Raw genomic sequence first — 16,652 nt, forward strand, 5'->3', positions numbered from 1 at the left:
GTTTCCGAGATGGCGAAATCGATCAGCACCACGGAATTTATGCGAGATTTCGGCAAATATCATGACGAAGCGCGGCTTGAGCCAATCACTCTGACAAAATATGGGAGGCCCTCTGTCGTGGTTGTTTCGGCCGATCTTTACGAGCGCATGAAAGGTAATTCAGATCCGCGTCGGGCCTACGCGGCAGGCGAGATGCCGGAGGAGCTTGCGGACATGTTCCTGACACAGCTCGATGCGGACAGCGGTGAATTCAAGGGAACGAAGGATGACTGATCGCTTCACCAAGGGCGATATCGTCTCCTATCCCTATTTGTGGCGTTGGCAGCGCGATGCCGATCCGGGGCGGGATCATGGTGAGAAGGACCGGCCGACCTGCCTGATTCTGACAATGGTCGATGCCAAGGGCCTGACCCATATGCTGCTCTTGCCGATTTCGTCCAAACCGCCGTTCGAAGGACAGACCGCCATCGAAATCCCACGGCTTGAACTCCAACGCGCCAACCTATCGAAATACGGGCGCGGCTGGATCACGGTCAGCGAATGCAATTACGACATTCTGGAGAAATCCTATCACTTCGATCCGGGCCAGACGGCGCTCGGAAAATTCAGCGACCCGTTCCTGGAAGTCCTGCGCCAGAAATTCGCTCCGTTCCTGAAAGCCGGAGCTGCGCGCATCAACAGGACCTGACGTCAGCTTTTTTGAAGGAGGCATGCCATGACGATAGACGCCACGAAGATCAACCGCGAAGAGCAGGACCGTCGCGCCAAGCTGGTGCGCGACGCCTTCCGCTCCAACGCGCAGGAAGGCCTCAAGCCCAATCCGGCATGCCAGCCGGTCTTCGATGCCTTCATTGCCGGCGAGATCGAGCTTCCGAGATGATGCCGAAGGTCAAGGCCATCCTCGGGATAGCCTGAGACGGGATCGGCTCACATGGCCTTCACACTCGACGATGGCGCAACCTTGAAGAACAAGGTCGGCGCCAGTTCTTACGAAGAGCTGGAGCTCAAAGAGCACGCGCCGCTCGCAATTCGACTGATCGAATTGCGAGAAGGTCTGGGGCCAGCCCAAACCTTCGATACCGCGCACCTGCGCGGCATCCACCGCCATCTTTTCCAGGATGTCTACGAATGGGCAGGCCATCTTCGCCATGAGCCGTTCACCTTCGCTGACGGCTCGACCGCATCGATGCCGACCATGCAAAAGACCGGTGGCCAAGGCTTTGCCCGTGGCCCGCAGATCGACCGCGGCCTCGATGCGCTTTTTGCCGGCCTGAAGGCCGACAACTTCTTGGCAGGGCTTTCGCGCGAAGAATTCGCCGACAAGGCGGCGACAGCGTTTGCCACGATCAACAGCATTCACCCGTTTCGCGAGGGCACTGGCCGCACCCAGCGCGAGTTTTTCACAGCCCTTGCCTTGCAGGCCGGTCACCCGATCGACTTTTCCGTCGTCTCGGCCGAACGCATGACCGTCGTCTCGGTAGCCGCCCATGAGCGTGGCGATCTCGGTCCGATGCGCCGGTTGTTCGCCGAGATCGCCGATCCGGTCCGCGTCGCCGCACTGGACGTCGCCCAGCAGGCGATCGAGCGCGGTGGCCGCCCCGATGGCCCGCATGTCGCGCCATGGGATCATTTCTATATGGCCACTTCGGAACCGGGCCAGACCTATCGTGGCCGCTTTGAGGGACCCGCTCTCCTTGGATCCAGGATAGAAGCGTTTTATTATCGAAGGTCTCATTCAGATGAACAACCGCTCGGTAGAGCTGCCAATATGTGTCGCCGAACCGTCGCATATGATAGGCGAGCGCATCCTGAAAGCTCACTGGATCTTCTGTCGCTTCGAATAGTGGTTCTGGGAAAGGGCTGATTGGCTTTGATGACGGGCCACGTTGCGCAGATGCGGACCGAGCAAAGGTGCTGTTAGTCCGCTCGCGTTGCGGCTTTCTGGTTGGGGGTGTGGAGACTGTCTTCTTGGCGCCCGGAGTCTTGTTCTGGCGGCCCGTGGGTTTTGACGTGCGGGCGTCTTCGGCCGCCGGTGCGACACCGAGCCACCGGATGATTGCATCAAGGCCAGGCCGGAGTTGCTTCTTGAATTCTGCTGTGAGCTCAGCTTCGATACCGCAGGCTTGGCCAATCGTCGCCCAATCAATATGGCCATTTAGGATCGGAGGTGACTTTCGATAGATAATCAAGCTCGTTAGATAGGGCCGGATATTATCCAGCGCTTGCTTGGAGGCGGTCGGTGCGATCCGCAGTTCGCAGAATTCGAAGATCTTTCGCTGAAAATGACGTGATGAAAGGTCGTTTCTGGTCATGTTGGTTCCGTTTCTCTCAGCCCAATGCCGAGGGCGAGCGGGAATAGAAGTGCAGTTTTAATAAAAGATGTATCGGTCGCAGCACATTGAGCGCTTCTCGGCCACCAGTTCGCTCACTCGGGAAATCAATGGTTGCAGCGTTAATTCAATGCGCTTATCTAAGTCCGGCGCTTAATTAAATTAAATGCGCCTTGCTTAAATAAAGGGCTCGGCCGATACCGAGTTATGTCTTGTTCGTAATCCAGGTATCGCTTTCGTGGCTTTGCCGCGACGATCGCTGCCGGCGACAGGTACCCGCCACGCGCTCGTAGGATTTAAATGCGTGTTGCAGGTGTCGAGTGGGAAGAGATCAAGTCACTACGACGTTGAAGAGCACAGTCGATCAGACGATAGCTATCGCGAAGTCATCCAAGATTTGCGCCACTTCATTTCGAAAATCCAGCAGCGGTCCAGCGGCGGTTACCCTTAGTTTTGTAAGCGCGCGATCGAACAGGACGGCATTGGTTTCGCCATTCAACCGAGAATCGTAAATGATCCCATCGAGTTTCTCGTCGTGAAGCCAGACTGCTCTTGACCACTGCTGTCCAAGTTGGTGCGAAGCGGCACCGGGCAGCATCAGTTGGAATCCGCATCCGCAGCATACCGTCCGAGCGCAGGTCCGCGAGCCGAACAGGTTCAATGGTCGCGACAGAGGCGCAGGACACCTCCAGAAGCTCCTCCATGCTGACAGGGAAGGTGCCCTTTGATCCGACTGCGCGCTCGCGCAAGATCGCTTCTGCGAAGCACACCTTGATGCTGCTGCCGATATAAAGGACGCCGAACGATAAGGAGGAGTTAGGGTGATTTCAGGATCACTGAAGCGGCTCGATCCGAAGCCGTAGCCAAGCGGATCGGGATACCGACTTCGGTAGAGCCGGTACCAGGATGCCACAGCGGTCAGTTCATGAATTACCAGTTCACGCGAACCAAAGTCGGTTGGCGGAAGCAAGTTCGATGAGATGCTCAGGAGAAATCACCTTGGCCAATCAAGCGTGCGGCTCCCACTGCATCTTCGATCCTACCGGCGCGCAGCATTTCGAGACCTGTTCGGCCGCCAAGGCTACCGCTTTCCTGCAAAAGGAACCGGTATACCGCCCAAGGGTGCCCGTTCAAAGCTTCAAATAGTTGCGCGAGACCACCAAGCAGTTGGCCGTCATCCCCGATCTGCCATTTTGGACACCGCACGCCTCGCTTCGCTCCTTCGAGCCCGAGAACCTCGTGACGCTTGCGCTTTTTGTTCACCGTCTCGCGAGTGGAGCCGATCTCATCGGCAAACTCGTCTGTAGACAACATCTCGGGCCGCTTAAGGATCTCAGCGACGCGCTCACTCCCGCGCTGCCTAGCAGCCGCAAGCGCTATATCCAGAGCGTCCCTTTGTGGTGTGATCTCTTCAATCTCGAGTTCGGGTTCTTCGTCCAAGGATCGAATGACATATGTCACACGAATTGTGCCGCCTGTGTTCTTGGCGCGTATGACACCCTCGGAAACGCCAGAAAGCACTCTCGCAGCGGTCGCACGGGCCGCTGCTTTTTTCTCGAAGAGTGGCTCCCATTTACCGGCATATCCGCTAATTGGATTGCCGCGACGCTCGGTGCGCTTGCGGGAACCACCTTTCTTATCGGTCATGGCCATCCGATCTCCCGGAGCCGATGAAGCTTGCTGCCGACTGTCCCATGTCGGTCTGTATATTTTGATGATCAGTATGCCCTTGATCGGCTGGGCGATGCTGTCGGCGGCGGCATACCCGATCGTGCTGGTTGGCGGTGTTCGATTGCCCGCCATCGCGCCCCAGAATTCGACGCTCCACGCATGGCTGTGGGATGCGCATTCCTACCTTGGCTTCGCTTTCTTCGCGCTCGTTCTGATGCATTTGGCGGCGGGACTGTTTCATGGGCTGGTCCGTCGCGACGGCGTCCTCCACTCCATGCTGCCAGGCAGATAAAGCTTTCCGTGCAGCGTCGTTTGCGGTAGAAGACGCCGTGCTTTCACAAAGCGCGTGGCTTCAGGGTCGTGGGTGCTTCACGTCGGACCGCTCCATACGAAACATAAGGAGTTCGGTTGGCGTTCTCTCCCACTTCAAGCTGGTCGGCTGTTTCTGTCCAGGGGGATTTTTGCATCAGGCGATCGGCCTATGCATATCGTCCATCCGGGCCAACGAATACGTCGTCTGACGGATGCACCCCTTCGCAGGGAGTTTTGGCGGCCTCGCTGGTCACAAGCGACGTCGCCGGTGGGGCAGGCCAGTGTGGAGAAGATGCATTCGCCAGCGTCTCCGACGTAGTTTCGAGCCCGAACCTTACCATATGTAATAGCAAACCCCTGGATAGATAATGCGGCGACCGATCGAACTCACGTTGACGATCTGGCCTTGGCGGCGTTTTCGCGTGCCGCGCATACCGTTTTGATCAGGTTCAAGGGTGTAAAGAGTTCAGTCTCGAAAACGGCGCACATCTCGGCGTCTTCACCTTCCTCGACAGCACCAAGGTATCCGTAGCCGGCATTGTTGACGAGCGCATCGACTTGGTCCAATCGAGCGATCGCTGCCCTGTAAGCTGCATTGATCTGGTTCTGCTTCGTGACATTCAACGGCGTCAGAGACAAGGCGTCGCCATGTTTGGCCGCAAGGTCTTTCAGCTGATCGATAATTCCTTCCGTCAGAACGGCGCAGTAGCCGGCGTCAAGCACCTTCTCCCCAATCGCCGAACTTGCGGGCGGCTCGATACGACGCCTCCTGTAAGACTGGAAACTTCCGCCGATCGACCACTGGGCCGTCTTCCATCGCATAGCATAGCTGGTCGCTTAGGCGCGGGGGATCGTTATGGCGTTTGGTTATTCTGAAATGCGGTAAAACCATTCCGTGATGGGTACTTCGGGCGTCTTTGGAGTGTCTTGTCGACAGAGACTAGATGGATGACAACAATTTTAGCCGATCCTGACGTTCGGCGCATGCAACAACACGGCGGCTAATTCGGAGGCATCTTGCCGGAGTTTTTGGGTTGTCGTAGTTACCCGACTTGTCAGGCGGTCCATCGTCAAGAAGTGCTGAATTTTCGTTTCATGGTCACCACCCGCGCAAACTGGAGGCTTTCTGGCGTCTCTGAAAAGTGATACAAATCCCCACAAAATAGCTTCTATACACGAAGTTTTCGTATCAATATCTGGCTCCAGTACTCAACGTCAAATCGTCCGGACAGTGCTTGTCTGGCGCGGAATAGCACACTTGGCAGAGGGTTCGGAACGCTGATGTTACAGCGGCAACCGTGAGCCGGGATGGAACGGAATGGCGAGGTGCTGCGGCTTGCTCACGTCTCTATCAACTTCCCGATGCCGACCTCGATGCCAGCCATAGCCTGGCAGAGATTGCCAAGGGCGCGCTTTTCTCAAAAGCGTTGCGCACAATCCGGGAGATTTGCCGAATCTGGTCTTGCGCAGGAAGCTGACTCGCGGCCAAGCCGTCAGCTCCTTTTCGGAATTGCCCGAATGCGCAGCCCTGATGGAAACGTATGTGACCGCGTACCAGTGGTGTTTAGTGCCAAAGTGAACGATCGGCCTTATGCGCTGATCGTGGTCGTGAAGTTTCAAGCGTAGGCTGCGAGACGATCCATGACATTCAATTGAGCCTCTAAACGAGTGAGAAGGAGCACCATGCCGCTGATCTTCCTTTGGATAAACAGTTTGTCAGGCGGCGGTAGGGCCCAGCTCGCGCGATCGCCGATGAGAGGTGCGGCCTGGTCGCGAACCGTTCCGACAAACCTTCGATCAGCGAAGTCAAACAGTCCATTACGGCTTGCGTTCAAGTGAAGCAAGCCGGTTGCGATCACCGCGTCTAGTGCGTCGCCATGCTTCAAAGCCTGCGCACTGGAGACAAACCCCATCTCAACAAGCGCGTCTCGCACCGCTGTCCTATCCCGCGCCAACCCGGCCCGCAGAAGGCCACGATAGTCTTCAACGGTTTGAGTCGGTACCTGTCGTGTCGCTCCGAAATCGAGAAGCACAATCCGTCCAGTATCTGGCTGCCATCGATAGTTGGCAAAGTTCGGATCCGTCTGCATCAGACCGAAGTCGAACAACTCTTTCAATAGCAGTTCAAGAAGAGCTTCCGTTGCACTTTTCCGTTCAATCGCCGGGACGTCCGCTAACTTCTCGATCGGAACGCTTGCCATAAAATCCATCGGTAGGATGGTTGGGCGAAGGAGGGCCTCGATGGGTTGGGGAACGATAAAACGGTTATCTGCTGCCAACAAATCCCTGTAGCGACGCATCTGCTCTGCTTCGCGCCGGTAATCTGCCTCGTCGTGCAGCTGTCGCTTCGCCTCAGCGAAAAGCGGCTCCACATCGAGACCTCGTGGAAGCAGGCCGGACATCCGCATAAGCGAAGCGACGTTATCTATATCGGCATCGATACTGGCTGAAACTCCTGGATATTGAACTTTGACCGCGACCTCCCGCCCAGACGTGAGAACGCCGCGATGGACTTGCCCGATCGAGGCCGCGGCAATCGGTATGACATCGAAGTCCGCAAAATGGCGCCGCCAGTCGGCCCCCCAAGCAGAATTCAGCGTCTGCTGCAACTGGCTTAATGGCATCATATGGGCCGAGTCACGCAACTGGGAAAGTATCACGGTCAACTCGGCCGGTAGCAGGTCGCCGGCATCAAGTGACAGCATCTGCCCGAGTTTCATGGCAGCCCCTCGCATCTGTGAGAGCTGATTTGTCACCCTGCGGGCGTTCGATGGGGTCAGAAGCAAGTCCGACAAATGCGGCCGTTCGCCCCGTGCTAGTCGCTCCAGCCCTTCGCCCACGACGCCAGCGGCGATGCCACCAGCAAGTTTGCCAAGGCCGGTGAGCCGACTGAGTCGGCCCTGCGGGACGGGACAGGTACGATCGTTCATCAAAGAAATCCTTTGAAGAGGGGGGCTAGACGCAGGAAACCGAGATATGCTTCCTCGAACAGCATCGTGAAGGGGGCCAACCAGCAATCAGCCCCATCGGACGAAGTGCCGCCTCGTGTGTGAGAGGAAACGCAGTTCGATCTAATTTTGAGATCCTGTAATTCAAACGAGTTTCCAACAGTTTATCACTGTGAGGTACGTCGAACCGACGAGCGTGGATCAAACAATTTAGGGCCTGGCACTAGCAAAGCGCAAAGCTCGATGGGCCGGACGTCGTCAAGTGTGCCACTTGTTAACTACACCGTTTCGGCGTTACAGAGCGTCTTTGGCAGCTGATGTTTGGACTGACCGGTTGCCATTTCATCAGTGCAGACTTTGACTGCCGCTATCGATGGTTCATCCTCATTCCTTGTCATGGTGACGTTCCGTTACGTTGGACATCACACTCCCTCACGGCGGGGAAGGCCACCTAAATACGACGCCGGAAGCTCCAGAATATGCTTTCCGTACCACGCCACGTTGCAGCCTAATACTCTATTGCGTTGGACCCCGTCCGGAAAGGCAGGGACCCCAGGTTGGGAGTGTGAAGCTTCAAGCGCCTTGAGACCCTCGGGTCACGTCTCCATCGAAACAATCACCTCATCTCGACATCGGCGTCGCCAGACTTCCCATCGTCTGCACGCAACTTGAACACGCGTCGGACTGTCACGAAGAGCAGCGGGATGAAGAACACGCCGATTACGGTGGCCGATATCATACCGCCCATGACGCCGATGCCAATCGAGTTCTGGCTGCCTGACCCTGCCCCGCTTGCGACTGCCAGCGGCAGGACACCGAGGATAAAGGCAAGCGAGGTCATCAAGATCGGCCGCAAGCGCTGGCGTGCCGCCTCCACAGTCGCCGTAACAAGGTCCTTGCCAGACTTCTGCTGATCGATGGCGAATTCGACGATCAGGATGGCGTTCTTCGCCGCAAGACCGATGGTCGTCAGCAGGCCGACCTTGAAGTAGACGTCGTTACTTTGACCGAAGAGCAGCGCCGCGGCCAAGGCCCCGAAGACACCGATCGGAACCGAGAGCATGACGGCGAACGGAATTGCCCAACTTTCGTAAAGGGATGCGAGCGCCAGAAAGACGACGAGGATCGAGATCGCGTAAAGCTGTGCCGCCTGGTCGCCCGAGAGCCGCTCCTGTGCCGAAAGCCCCGTCCACTCATGAGTGAAGCCTGCTGGCAGCTGGCCGACAATCGCATCGATCTCGTTCATCGCGTCGCCCGATGAGACGCCAGGGGCTGCAGCCCCCTGGATTTCAACGGCAGATGAGCCGTTATAGCGCTCGAGACGCGGCGAGCCATACTTCCAGTGGCCAGCGGCGAAGGCCGAGAACGGCACCATCTCGCTATCTGAATTCTTCACATACCAGCGATCGAAATCCTCCGGCTGCATGCGGAATGCCTTGTCTGCCTGAACATAGACCTTCTTCACGCGGCCGCGATCGATGAAGTCGTTGACGTAGTTGCCACCCCAGGCCGTCGACAGCGTCGTGTCGATATCAGAAAGATTGAGGTTCAGCGCACTCGCCTTTTCCTGATCGATGTCGACCGAATATTGCGGCGAGTCTTCCTGACCGTTCGGACGCGTGCCGACGAGCATGCTGCTCTTGCCGGCAGTCGCCAGAAGCTGGTTGCGGACCTGGATAAGCTGCTGGTGACCCGCACCATTCATGTCTTTCAGATAAAAGTCGAAGCCGGCATTGTTGCCAAAGCCTGGAATAGCCGGCGGCGACAGCGCAAAGACATTGGCGTCCTTGATCTTCGAGAATGCCCCCATCGCCCGTTGAGCCACGGCTTGGGCCTTCGCCTGTGGCGTCGTGCGCTGATCGAAGTCCTTAAGCTTGACGAAGGCGAGACCGACATTCTGTCCCTGGCCGCCAAAACCGAACCCGACGACGGCCATTACGCCGTTGACGTAATCCTTCTCGTCGTTGAGATAGTGATCCGTGACCTGCTTCAGCACCTTCTGCGTACGGTCGGCCGTGGCACCGACCGGCAACTGCACGCTGGTGATCAGGATGCCCTGGTCTTCCTCAGGTAGGAACGAACTTGGGAGCCGGGTGAACATGTATCCGGTTGCCGCAGCAATCAGCAGAAACATAGCAATGAAGATACCGGAACGGCGGATGATGCCGCTGACGCTCTTCTGGTAGCGACGCGTGCCGCGATCGAAATTGCGGTTGAAAAAGTCGAAGACGCCACGGCGCTTGGCGCCATGTTTCGGCTTTTTCAGAATGGTGGCGCAAAGCGCAGGCGTCAGTATTAGCGCGACCACGACCGACAGCAGCATGGCCGAGACGATGGTCACCGAGAACTGCCGGTAGATGACGCCAACCGAACCGGAGAAGAAGGCCATCGGAATGAACACCGCCGACAGGACGGTGGCGATGCCGATCAGCGCGCCGGTGATTTCGTCCATCGACTTGATGGTCGCCTCGCGCGGCGAAAGCCCCTCTTCCTCCATCACGCGCTCGACGTTTTCGACGACGACGATGGCATCATCGACGAGAAGGCCGATGGCCAGCACCATGCCGAACATCGTCAGCGTGTTGATCGAGTAACCGAAGAAGGCGAGCACGCCAAACGTGCCGAGCAGCACGACCGGAACGGCGAGCGTTGGAATGATCGTCGCGCGGAAGCTCTGTAGGAAGACGAACATGACGATGAAGACAAGAACGATCGCTTCGATCAGCGTCTTGACCACGTCCTCGATCGAAAGCTTGACGAATGGCGTTGTGTCGTAGGGATAGACGACCTCAACATTCGGTGGCAGCGTGCTGCGCAGGCCTTCGACGGTCGATTGAACGGACTCTGCCGTGTCGATTGCGTTGGCGCCAGAGGCGAGGTTGACCGCCAGACCTGCGGCCGGATTGCCGTTATAGGTCGAAAAGCTGGAATAGCTCTCGGCGCCGAGCTCGACGGTCGCGACATCGTTCAGCCGTACCAGTGAGCCGCTGCTTGCGCTCTTCAGGATGATGTTCTGGAACTGCTCCGGCGTCTGCAGGCGGCTCTTGGCGGTCACCGTCGCGTTCAGCTGCTGACCCTTGCGCTGCGGCAGCGCACCGAGCTGACCGGCGGCCACCTGGGTGTTCTGCGCCTCTATCGCCGATGTGACATCGCTGACCATCAATGAGTATTTGGCAAGTTTGTCCGGATCGAGCCAAACGCGCATCGCATAGCCGGAACCGAAGAGCTGTGTATCGCCAACGCCGGGCACGCGTTTCAGCGTGTCGTTCAGCGAACTGTTCACATAGTCGGCAAGGTCGGTCGAGGTCAGCTTGCCATCGGTGGAGACGAAGCCGATGACCATCAGGAAGTTCGAGGTCGACTTAGTAACCGTCAGACCGGTATTCTGGACACTGAGCGGCAGCTGCGCCTGCACCAGCTGCAGCTTGTTCTGAACCTGCATCTGAGCCACATCGGCGTTGGCGGCGCTGGTGAAGGTGAGCGAGATCGACGCCTGACCGGTCGATTGCGACGTCGAGGTCATGTAGTCGAGATTGTCGATCCCGGTCATGCCTTGCTCGATGACCTTCGTGACCGAGTTTTCGACCGTTTCGGCATCGGCACCCGGATAGGTGCCAGAGATGCGCACAGTCGTTGGCGCGATCTGCGGATATTGCGAGATCGACAGCGTTGTGATCGACAGGACGCCGGCGAGCATGATGACGATGGCGATGACCCAGGCGAAGACCGGCCTGGCGATGAAGAACCGGGACACAGGCTACCTCACTTCTTGACGGGCGTGTTGGCCGCTTCCTTGACGGGCGCCGCCTCGGCAGCGTCCGCCTGCTTGATCTCGCCAGTGGCATCGTCGATCATCACCTCATCGACTTTGACCTCCTGCCCGTCCTTGACGCGCTGGATACCCTCGACGATCACCCGGTCGCCATCATTGATGCCGCCGGCAACCAACCAGCTGTTGCCGATGCTACGTTGAACCGAGAGCGTGCGCCGCTGCACCTTGCCATCGGACGCGACGAACATTGCTGTCGGATCGCCCTTGGTATCGCGGGTAACGGCGCGCTGCGGCACGAGGAAGCTGTTAGGCGCGACGCCCTCTTCGATGGTGGCGCGTACATACATGCCGGGGAGCAGCAGCCGGTCTGGATTGGGGAATGTCGCGCGGGCGGTAACAGTCCCCAGCGTCTGCGAGACGGACGCCTCGACGAATTCGAACTTGCCCGGCTTGTCGTATTTCGAGCCGTCCTCAAGCTTGACGTTGACAGAGACACTGTCGCCAGAAGTCTTGATCCGCCCCTCAGCCACCGCCTTGCGGAAGGCAAGCAGATTGGTGCTCGACTGGGTGACATCGACATTGATCGGATCGAGCTGGTTGATGGTCGCAAGGGCTGTCGTCTGCTCCGCCGTTACCAGCGCACCCACGGTCACCGCCGAGGCGTCGATACGGCCGCCGATCGGCGCACGAATCTTCGTATAGTCGAGATTGATACGCGCCGTCTCCAGCGCTGCCCGCGCAGAGGCAACATCGGCGAGCGCCTGCGCCAGCGTCGAACGGGCATCATCAAGATCCTGCTTGCTAACGGCATCCTGCGACGTTAGGCCTTGATAGCGATCGACCTTGGCCTGCGCACTGGGAACTGCACCTTCAGCTTTCTGCTGTGTGGCCACGGCGTTGTCATAGGCGGCCTGATAGGGGCCGGGCTCGATCTCGTAGAGCACGTCGCCGGCCTTGACCTCGCTGCCCTCCTTGAAATTGCGGGCGCGGATGATGCCGCCGACCTGTGGCCGGACCTCGGCGATCAGCGATGCAACCGTGCGGCCGGGAACTTCAGCCGTTATCGTCACCGACTGCGGGTGCAGGGTAACAGCGCTTACTTCCGGCTTTGCATCGGTAACCGCTTTTTGCTGCTGCGGTGCCTGCTGGTTGCAGGATAAAAGCGCAAAGGAGAGCGCTGCGAGACATCCGAGGTTTGCGAGCCATCCGGTCCGGACGATATGCATTCAAGGCTCCTGTATGCCTGGCAAATCACAGAGACGCGATGCAGGCTTGATGATTTAGATTGCGGCCGCAGCTAGAACGGCGGGCGGCCCAATCGGTTCCTCGTCTCGCACCGACACCTCCAAAGCTGGCCGGAAGCCGGCTTTCAGCGCTGCCAAATCTTGCGCCCCGACCCTTCAAGGGCCGTGGCAATGGCAGTGATCGTTTCCTTGCCAACGGCACCAGTGGGAAGCTTCATCCCGTTTACAATCTCAACTTATTAAATGCCACCTACCACATAATTAGCCTTTCCCGCTCGCCAGCAGAGAACTCGGCCGGATTTCGTCGATCTGCTTTCAGTTAGCATTGCCGAAAAGCCGCCGGTGTGCTTTTGGCGGCAAAGGTCTGCGCCCACCGTTTCACGGCTCAGAGCGTCGGACAAGCGACACCGGAGCTCGCCTCCTAACTGCCGCGGAGGCGCCGTGGCCCGCGCTCCACAAACGAGATCAACAGGATATAGCGGTTGTTACGGGATGACACCTCACCTAAGAGCACACGCAACGTCTCGACGGAGGATTTGAGATTCGGGGTTTGCTACGTCATCTGGTTGCGGAAACCCGCGTCGGGAAAGCTGTAAATCTCGTCCGCCGGAGTTTGCTAACGCAAGGCGAGGATGGGCTTTGTGCTAGTGACAGCGACTTTTTATTCGCTGATGAAATATCCTTCTGCCTCAACTGCCTTGGCGACGCGGTCGCGATCGTGGCCGAAAATCTGCTCTTCGAGTTTCACTGCTTTCCAGGGGACCCATGATTTGCCAGCTGGATGCCCAGGACGAGGGGAATTTTGGTCGGGAACAATTAGATAGGGCCTGTGCGACCCTGCGTGGTCTGTTGAGAAAACGTAAGCGTCCATCAATAGTCTCCCACTTCAATTAAGTGCCTGCTAAAACCGTCACGTATGTATCCGGACAGGCACCGCTTTCGACGCGGGCGTCTTCGACAACTCATCATGATGGTCGATCGCGACGAGGACATTGGCCTCGGGATAATAGGCTCCAATCGTCCCGCGCGGAAGATGATGCTCAGTCACCTTGAGACCACGAAGCTCGCGCGTGATCCCATCTTCGAAATCGCTCACAAGGGTTACGACTTGACCCTCTGATAGCCCCGCCGACCGAATATCGTCGGCGCACATCAGCACCACGTCTCGGGTTCCCTCTATTCCGCGAAAGCGGTCAGAGTATCCATAGATCGTCGTATTGAACTGGTCGTTTGAGCGCATAGTGATGAGGCGGTAGCGCCCCACGGCATCGCTAAACGCCAAAGCGTTCAACTGATTAGGCGTGGTAAACACCGCTTTCTTTTCTTCGGTCTTCCAGACGCGCTCGTGTGCCGCGTTGCCGCGATAGAATCCTCCCGGATGAAACATTCGATCGTTATACCGCTTGAATTGATCGGGGTAGGTCATCTCGATGAGGTCGCGGACAAGGCCGTAATCGCCTGTCCACTCATCCCATTTCAGCTTCGGGCTCGGGGAAACTGTTGCTTTCGCAATGCCCGTCACGATCGCAAGCTCACTTCGAAGGTGCTTGGAGGCTGGCGTACGTTTGCCGACAGATCCCGAGATGTGAGAAAAGCTGTCTTCCGTGGTGACGGACTGCGCGCCTGTCCTTTGCTCGTCGCGCTCCAGACGCGAAAGGCACGGAAGAATGTATGACTTCTTGCCGGGAAAAAGGTGGCTGCGATTGAGCTTCGTCGAGACGACAACGGTCAGTTCCTGCTCGGCCCAAGCGCTTTCCATTGCCTTCTGATCAGGAACGGCGCGGACTAGGTTACCGCCAAGCGATATGGTCGCTTTGATTTTTCCTTCCATCATGCCCTTCACGGCATCGACGATCGTCACACCATCTTCGGTTGGTGGGTCAAAATCGAAGAGGGATTTCAGCTTGTCCATGGGAATGAGCTTTGCCTTTTCGGCAATACCGACAGTTCGTTGGCCTTGAACATTCGAGTGGCCACGCACCGGACAGCATCCAGCACCCTCGCGGCCAATATTGCCACGCAAAAGAAGGAGGTTGACGACCATCGCAACGTTCAAAGCGCCCTGGGAATGCTGCGTCAGCCCCATCCCGTAGACGCCGATCACGCGCTCCGCGTGAGCGTAGATCTCGCCGGCACGTCTAATCGCATTCTCAGTCAGGCCGCTTTCCGCCTCGATTGTGGTCCAGTCTGTCGATCGAATGAGATCGAGGAAACTGTCGAAACCTACCGTGTGCTCATCGATGAAAGGAACGTCGAGAACGCGCGATGCTCCGCTCGCCAAGGCCGCATCGTCCGCTTCGACGATGACCTTACAGAGACCGAGCATGGCAGCGATGTCACCGCCAGCGCGAACCTGGAGATATTCATCGCTGATCTGGGTCTCGCGCCCCGTCAGCATATCGACAGGGCTCTGCGGGTTGACGAAGGAGACCAGGCCCTGCTCCATGACGGGATTGAAGGTGACGATTTTTGCGCCGCGCTTTTTCGCCTCCTGCAGCGGATGCAGGAAGCGCGGGCTGTTAGACCCAGGATTCTGACCGAAGAAGAAAAAAGCGTCAGCCTTTTCAAGGTCATCCCATACGATGGTTCCGACCGGGGAACCGATCACCTTCTGCAGCCCAACCGACGTCGTCTCGTGACACATGTTCGAGCTTTGCGGCAGGTTATTGTTGCCGTAGGTCCGAGCGAGCAACGCGTAGAGGTAGGATGCCTCCAAGCCAGCATGTCCAGACGAATAGAACACAACGCTTTCGCGCGGGAGGGACTGCAAAGTTCTGCCAATATCTTCGAAGGCGTCTTCCCAAGCGACTTCGACATAGCGATCGGCTTCACGATCGTAACGCAGTGGGTGCGTCAGCCGGCCGGTCTGTTCGAGGTCGTAGTCTTTCCAGTCACGAAGCAACGTTACCGTGTGATCGGTAAAGAAGTCAGGCGTGCATCGCGCGCTCGTCAGGTCCGAGATAGTCGCTTTCGCCCCGTTCTCGCAAAACTCAAATGGGTGGTAGTTTACCGGTTTGGGCCACGCGCAGGAAACGCACATCACGCCACCCGGCTTGTTCTGTCGAGCCAGTTCTTCAAGAACCATCGGGGACGGCCGCTCATCACCAACAATACGTGCAATTGATTTGACTGATCCCCATCCGCCAGAAGGGCCTTCGGATTCAGGATTGTGCAGGAGTTCGGTCATAGAAGCTTTCCCATTAAAAAGGACAAATGCGCTGCGTTCATCAAAACGCTCTGGGAGAAAAACTCAGGAGGCATCAGTGGGATGGTTCGTGAAACGGGCAACCGTTGAACCGGGCTCGGAATTCGGCCGAATGGCGGTACGGATCTTTCCGCGCCCGATTTATGTTGCCGAGGGGCTGGTGGGCCGCCAAGCCGGTCCAGACGCTGAAACGCATCTCTTCGTCGACCTTCTGGACGTTCGCATCGCTCCAGCTATCCTGTGGCATCGCAGTGACCGTCGCCACAGTAAAGAAAGGAGAATCTTTCTCTTTCCACTCAACCGTCGGATCCTCGATAGGCTGTTCGTTGATATTGCGACAGAGCTGGACCTGGAATTCCCATACCCCAGTCGTCTCGTGCATTTCTGCCTGAACCGTTTCTCGAATGGCATTGTCTCGGACGCTCGCGTCAATGATGGTGTCCGTCCGCTTTGTCAGGTCAGGCGAAACCGGCTTCAACCTGAATTTGGCAACATAATCACCGTAGCGGAAAGGTGTGACGCTGAAATAAGTCTCGCCCAGTGGATCAGAATTTGGCGCGCCGCCGAGCGATTGGATGGTAGGGCTTGCAACGCCGACTGCCTCAAGACCCTTGTTCATCGTCTGGAGCACGCTCGACATAACGGTTTTGGTCCCCTCCATTCGGTCTGTCGTTTTGGCGAGAAGCTTCAGACTAGATAGGAATTTCTTGGCGTTTGGCGCCTGGAAGATAGGGCCGTTCACCATGATGAAATCTTGCGTCGAGCCTTCGGCGTCAGGAAGGCGCGGTCCTTCGACTTCCAGCACCTTCATGGCAACGCCTCGAGGCAGAGAAATTGCGTCAGGAAGAATGTCGCCGGCATTGGTCGAGAGGCGCATGAAGACCTTATAGGTTCCGGGTGCTGAAAACATACCTTGGGCGAGCTCAGGCGGCAGGCCGCCTGCGACGGTCATCTCCCCTTCGATGATGCCATGTGCCTTGGCATGCACTGAGCGCACGGCATGGCCATAGTCTTCTGCCGTCTTCTGCATGATGACGTCGAACTGTTCTTTGAGACCGGCAACTGTCTCGATCTCGTCGTCTTCGATGCTCTCGAGCTCAGGCAAATAGAGGATTGGCTGTGATATCGACATAAGATGCTCCACGAAAGACTGGAAACGTTATGAGCGCA

General features: G+C 57.5%; 12 protein-coding genes and 4 pseudogenes. 5 read left to right on the top strand and 11 right to left on the bottom strand.

Going from position 1 to position 16,652, the window contains the following annotated elements:
* Positions 1–9: 9 nt before the first annotated feature.
* The 4 genes and pseudogenes from ACIQUB_RS16615 to ACIQUB_RS16630 form a co-directional block, all read left to right on the top strand.
* On the top strand, positions 10–273 hold the full coding sequence (locus ACIQUB_RS16615; protein ID WP_402930720.1) for a type II toxin-antitoxin system prevent-host-death family antitoxin: 264 nt from the start codon (positions 10–12) through the stop codon (positions 271–273).
* Positions 266–688: a hypothetical protein gene (locus ACIQUB_RS16620; RefSeq protein ID WP_402930722.1), complete on the top strand. Its 423-nt coding sequence runs from the start codon at positions 266–268 to the stop codon at positions 686–688. The genes ACIQUB_RS16615 and ACIQUB_RS16620 overlap by 8 nt, the downstream gene beginning before the upstream one ends.
* A 27-nt stretch (positions 689–715) precedes the next feature.
* Positions 716–880: an antitoxin VbhA family protein gene (locus tag ACIQUB_RS16625; RefSeq protein WP_402930724.1), complete on the top strand. Its 165-nt coding sequence runs from the start codon at positions 716–718 to the stop codon at positions 878–880.
* 51 nt (positions 881–931) lie between these two features.
* A pseudogene (locus tag ACIQUB_RS16630) lies at positions 932–1,399 on the top strand (Fic/DOC family protein); the annotation flags it as partial.
* 274 nt (positions 1,400–1,673) lie between these two features.
* Here the strand turns inward: ACIQUB_RS16630 and ACIQUB_RS16635 are convergent.
* From ACIQUB_RS16635 to ACIQUB_RS16650, 4 genes and pseudogenes are all read right to left on the bottom strand, one after another.
* Positions 1,674–2,312: pseudogene (locus ACIQUB_RS16635) on the bottom strand (hypothetical protein); the annotation flags it as partial.
* A 382-nt stretch (positions 2,313–2,694) separates the two neighbouring features.
* Positions 2,695–2,928, bottom strand: a complete 234-nt coding sequence (locus ACIQUB_RS16640; RefSeq protein WP_402931230.1) for an RES domain-containing protein — start codon at positions 2,926–2,928, stop codon at positions 2,695–2,697.
* A gap of 52 nt (positions 2,929–2,980) precedes the next feature.
* A pseudogene (locus tag ACIQUB_RS16645) lies at positions 2,981–3,100 on the bottom strand (hypothetical protein); the annotation flags it as partial.
* A gap of 214 nt (positions 3,101–3,314) precedes the next feature.
* The gene (locus tag ACIQUB_RS16650) at positions 3,315–3,983 is read right to left on the bottom strand and encodes a hypothetical protein (RefSeq protein ID WP_402930726.1); all 669 of its coding nucleotides are present in this window, start codon (positions 3,981–3,983) and stop codon (positions 3,315–3,317) included.
* Here ACIQUB_RS16650 and ACIQUB_RS16655 point away from each other — a divergent pair.
* A pseudogene (locus tag ACIQUB_RS16655) lies at positions 3,980–4,293 on the top strand (cytochrome b); the annotation flags it as partial. The gene ACIQUB_RS16650 and the pseudogene ACIQUB_RS16655 overlap by 4 nt on opposite strands.
* Positions 4,294–4,700: 407 nt before the next feature.
* On the opposite strand, the gene ACIQUB_RS16660 reads toward ACIQUB_RS16655, so the two are convergent.
* The 7 genes from ACIQUB_RS16660 to ACIQUB_RS16690 all read right to left on the bottom strand — a co-directional run bounded on the left by ACIQUB_RS16660 (position 4,701) and on the right by ACIQUB_RS16690 (position 16,614).
* Positions 4,701–5,135, bottom strand: coding sequence for an SDR family NAD(P)-dependent oxidoreductase (locus tag ACIQUB_RS16660; protein ID WP_402930728.1), 435 nt, complete (start codon positions 5,133–5,135; stop codon positions 4,701–4,703).
* A 794-nt stretch (positions 5,136–5,929) separates the two neighbouring features.
* Positions 5,930–7,243: an ABC1 kinase family protein gene (locus ACIQUB_RS16665; protein ID WP_402930730.1), complete on the bottom strand. Its 1,314-nt coding sequence runs from the start codon at positions 7,241–7,243 to the stop codon at positions 5,930–5,932.
* Positions 7,244–7,877: 634 nt separating this feature from the next.
* Positions 7,878–11,015: an efflux RND transporter permease subunit gene (locus tag ACIQUB_RS16670; RefSeq protein ID WP_402930732.1), complete on the bottom strand. Its 3,138-nt coding sequence runs from the start codon at positions 11,013–11,015 to the stop codon at positions 7,878–7,880.
* Between the two features lie 8 nt (positions 11,016–11,023).
* A complete protein-coding gene (locus tag ACIQUB_RS16675) occupies positions 11,024–12,259 on the bottom strand; it encodes an efflux RND transporter periplasmic adaptor subunit (RefSeq protein ID WP_402930734.1) in 1,236 nt (411 codons plus the stop codon).
* Between the two features lie 679 nt (positions 12,260–12,938).
* Positions 12,939–13,148 carry a hypothetical protein gene (locus ACIQUB_RS16680; protein ID WP_402930736.1) on the bottom strand — a complete coding sequence of 70 codons (210 nt, stop codon included), beginning with the start codon at positions 13,146–13,148 and terminating at the stop codon, positions 12,939–12,941.
* Positions 13,149–13,187: 39 nt separating this feature from the next.
* The gene (locus ACIQUB_RS16685) at positions 13,188–15,464 is read right to left on the bottom strand and encodes an FdhF/YdeP family oxidoreductase (protein ID WP_402930738.1); all 2,277 of its coding nucleotides are present in this window, start codon (positions 15,462–15,464) and stop codon (positions 13,188–13,190) included.
* A gap of 73 nt (positions 15,465–15,537) precedes the next feature.
* Positions 15,538–16,614 (bottom strand): catalase family protein, encoded by a 1,077-nt coding sequence (locus tag ACIQUB_RS16690; protein ID WP_402930740.1) that lies wholly within the window; start codon positions 16,612–16,614, stop codon positions 15,538–15,540.
* Positions 16,615–16,652 lie beyond the last annotated feature (38 nt).

The organism is Rhizobium sp. NPDC090275 (assembly GCF_044772225.1).
In the GTDB taxonomy this organism is placed as follows: Bacteria; Pseudomonadota; Alphaproteobacteria; order Rhizobiales; family Rhizobiaceae; genus Rhizobium.

What these genes read in the sequence shown, in the direction of transcription:
- ACIQUB_RS16685 (WP_402930738.1), bottom strand. Translation starts at nt 15,464, where the DNA reads ATGACCGAACTCCTGCACAATCCTGAATCCGAAGGCCCTTCTGGCGGA.
- ACIQUB_RS16660 (WP_402930728.1), bottom strand. Translation starts at nt 5,135, where the DNA reads ATGCGATGGAAGACGGCCCAGTGGTCGATCGGCGGAAGTTTCCAGTCT.
- ACIQUB_RS16675 (WP_402930734.1), bottom strand. Translation starts at nt 12,259, where the DNA reads ATGCATATCGTCCGGACCGGATGGCTCGCAAACCTCGGATGTCTCGCA.
- ACIQUB_RS16615 (WP_402930720.1), top strand. Translation starts at nt 10, where the DNA reads ATGGCGAAATCGATCAGCACCACGGAATTTATGCGAGATTTCGGCAAA.
- ACIQUB_RS16690 (WP_402930740.1), bottom strand. Translation starts at nt 16,614, where the DNA reads ATGTCGATATCACAGCCAATCCTCTATTTGCCTGAGCTCGAGAGCATC.
- ACIQUB_RS16665 (WP_402930730.1), bottom strand. Translation starts at nt 7,243, where the DNA reads ATGAACGATCGTACCTGTCCCGTCCCGCAGGGCCGACTCAGTCGGCTC.
- ACIQUB_RS16680 (WP_402930736.1), bottom strand. Translation starts at nt 13,148, where the DNA reads ATGGACGCTTACGTTTTCTCAACAGACCACGCAGGGTCGCACAGGCCC.
- ACIQUB_RS16640 (WP_402931230.1), bottom strand. Translation starts at nt 2,928, where the DNA reads ATGCTGCCCGGTGCCGCTTCGCACCAACTTGGACAGCAGTGGTCAAGA.
- ACIQUB_RS16625 (WP_402930724.1), top strand. Translation starts at nt 716, where the DNA reads ATGACGATAGACGCCACGAAGATCAACCGCGAAGAGCAGGACCGTCGC.
- ACIQUB_RS16650 (WP_402930726.1), bottom strand. Translation starts at nt 3,983, where the DNA reads ATGGCCATGACCGATAAGAAAGGTGGTTCCCGCAAGCGCACCGAGCGT.
- ACIQUB_RS16620 (WP_402930722.1), top strand. Translation starts at nt 266, where the DNA reads ATGACTGATCGCTTCACCAAGGGCGATATCGTCTCCTATCCCTATTTG.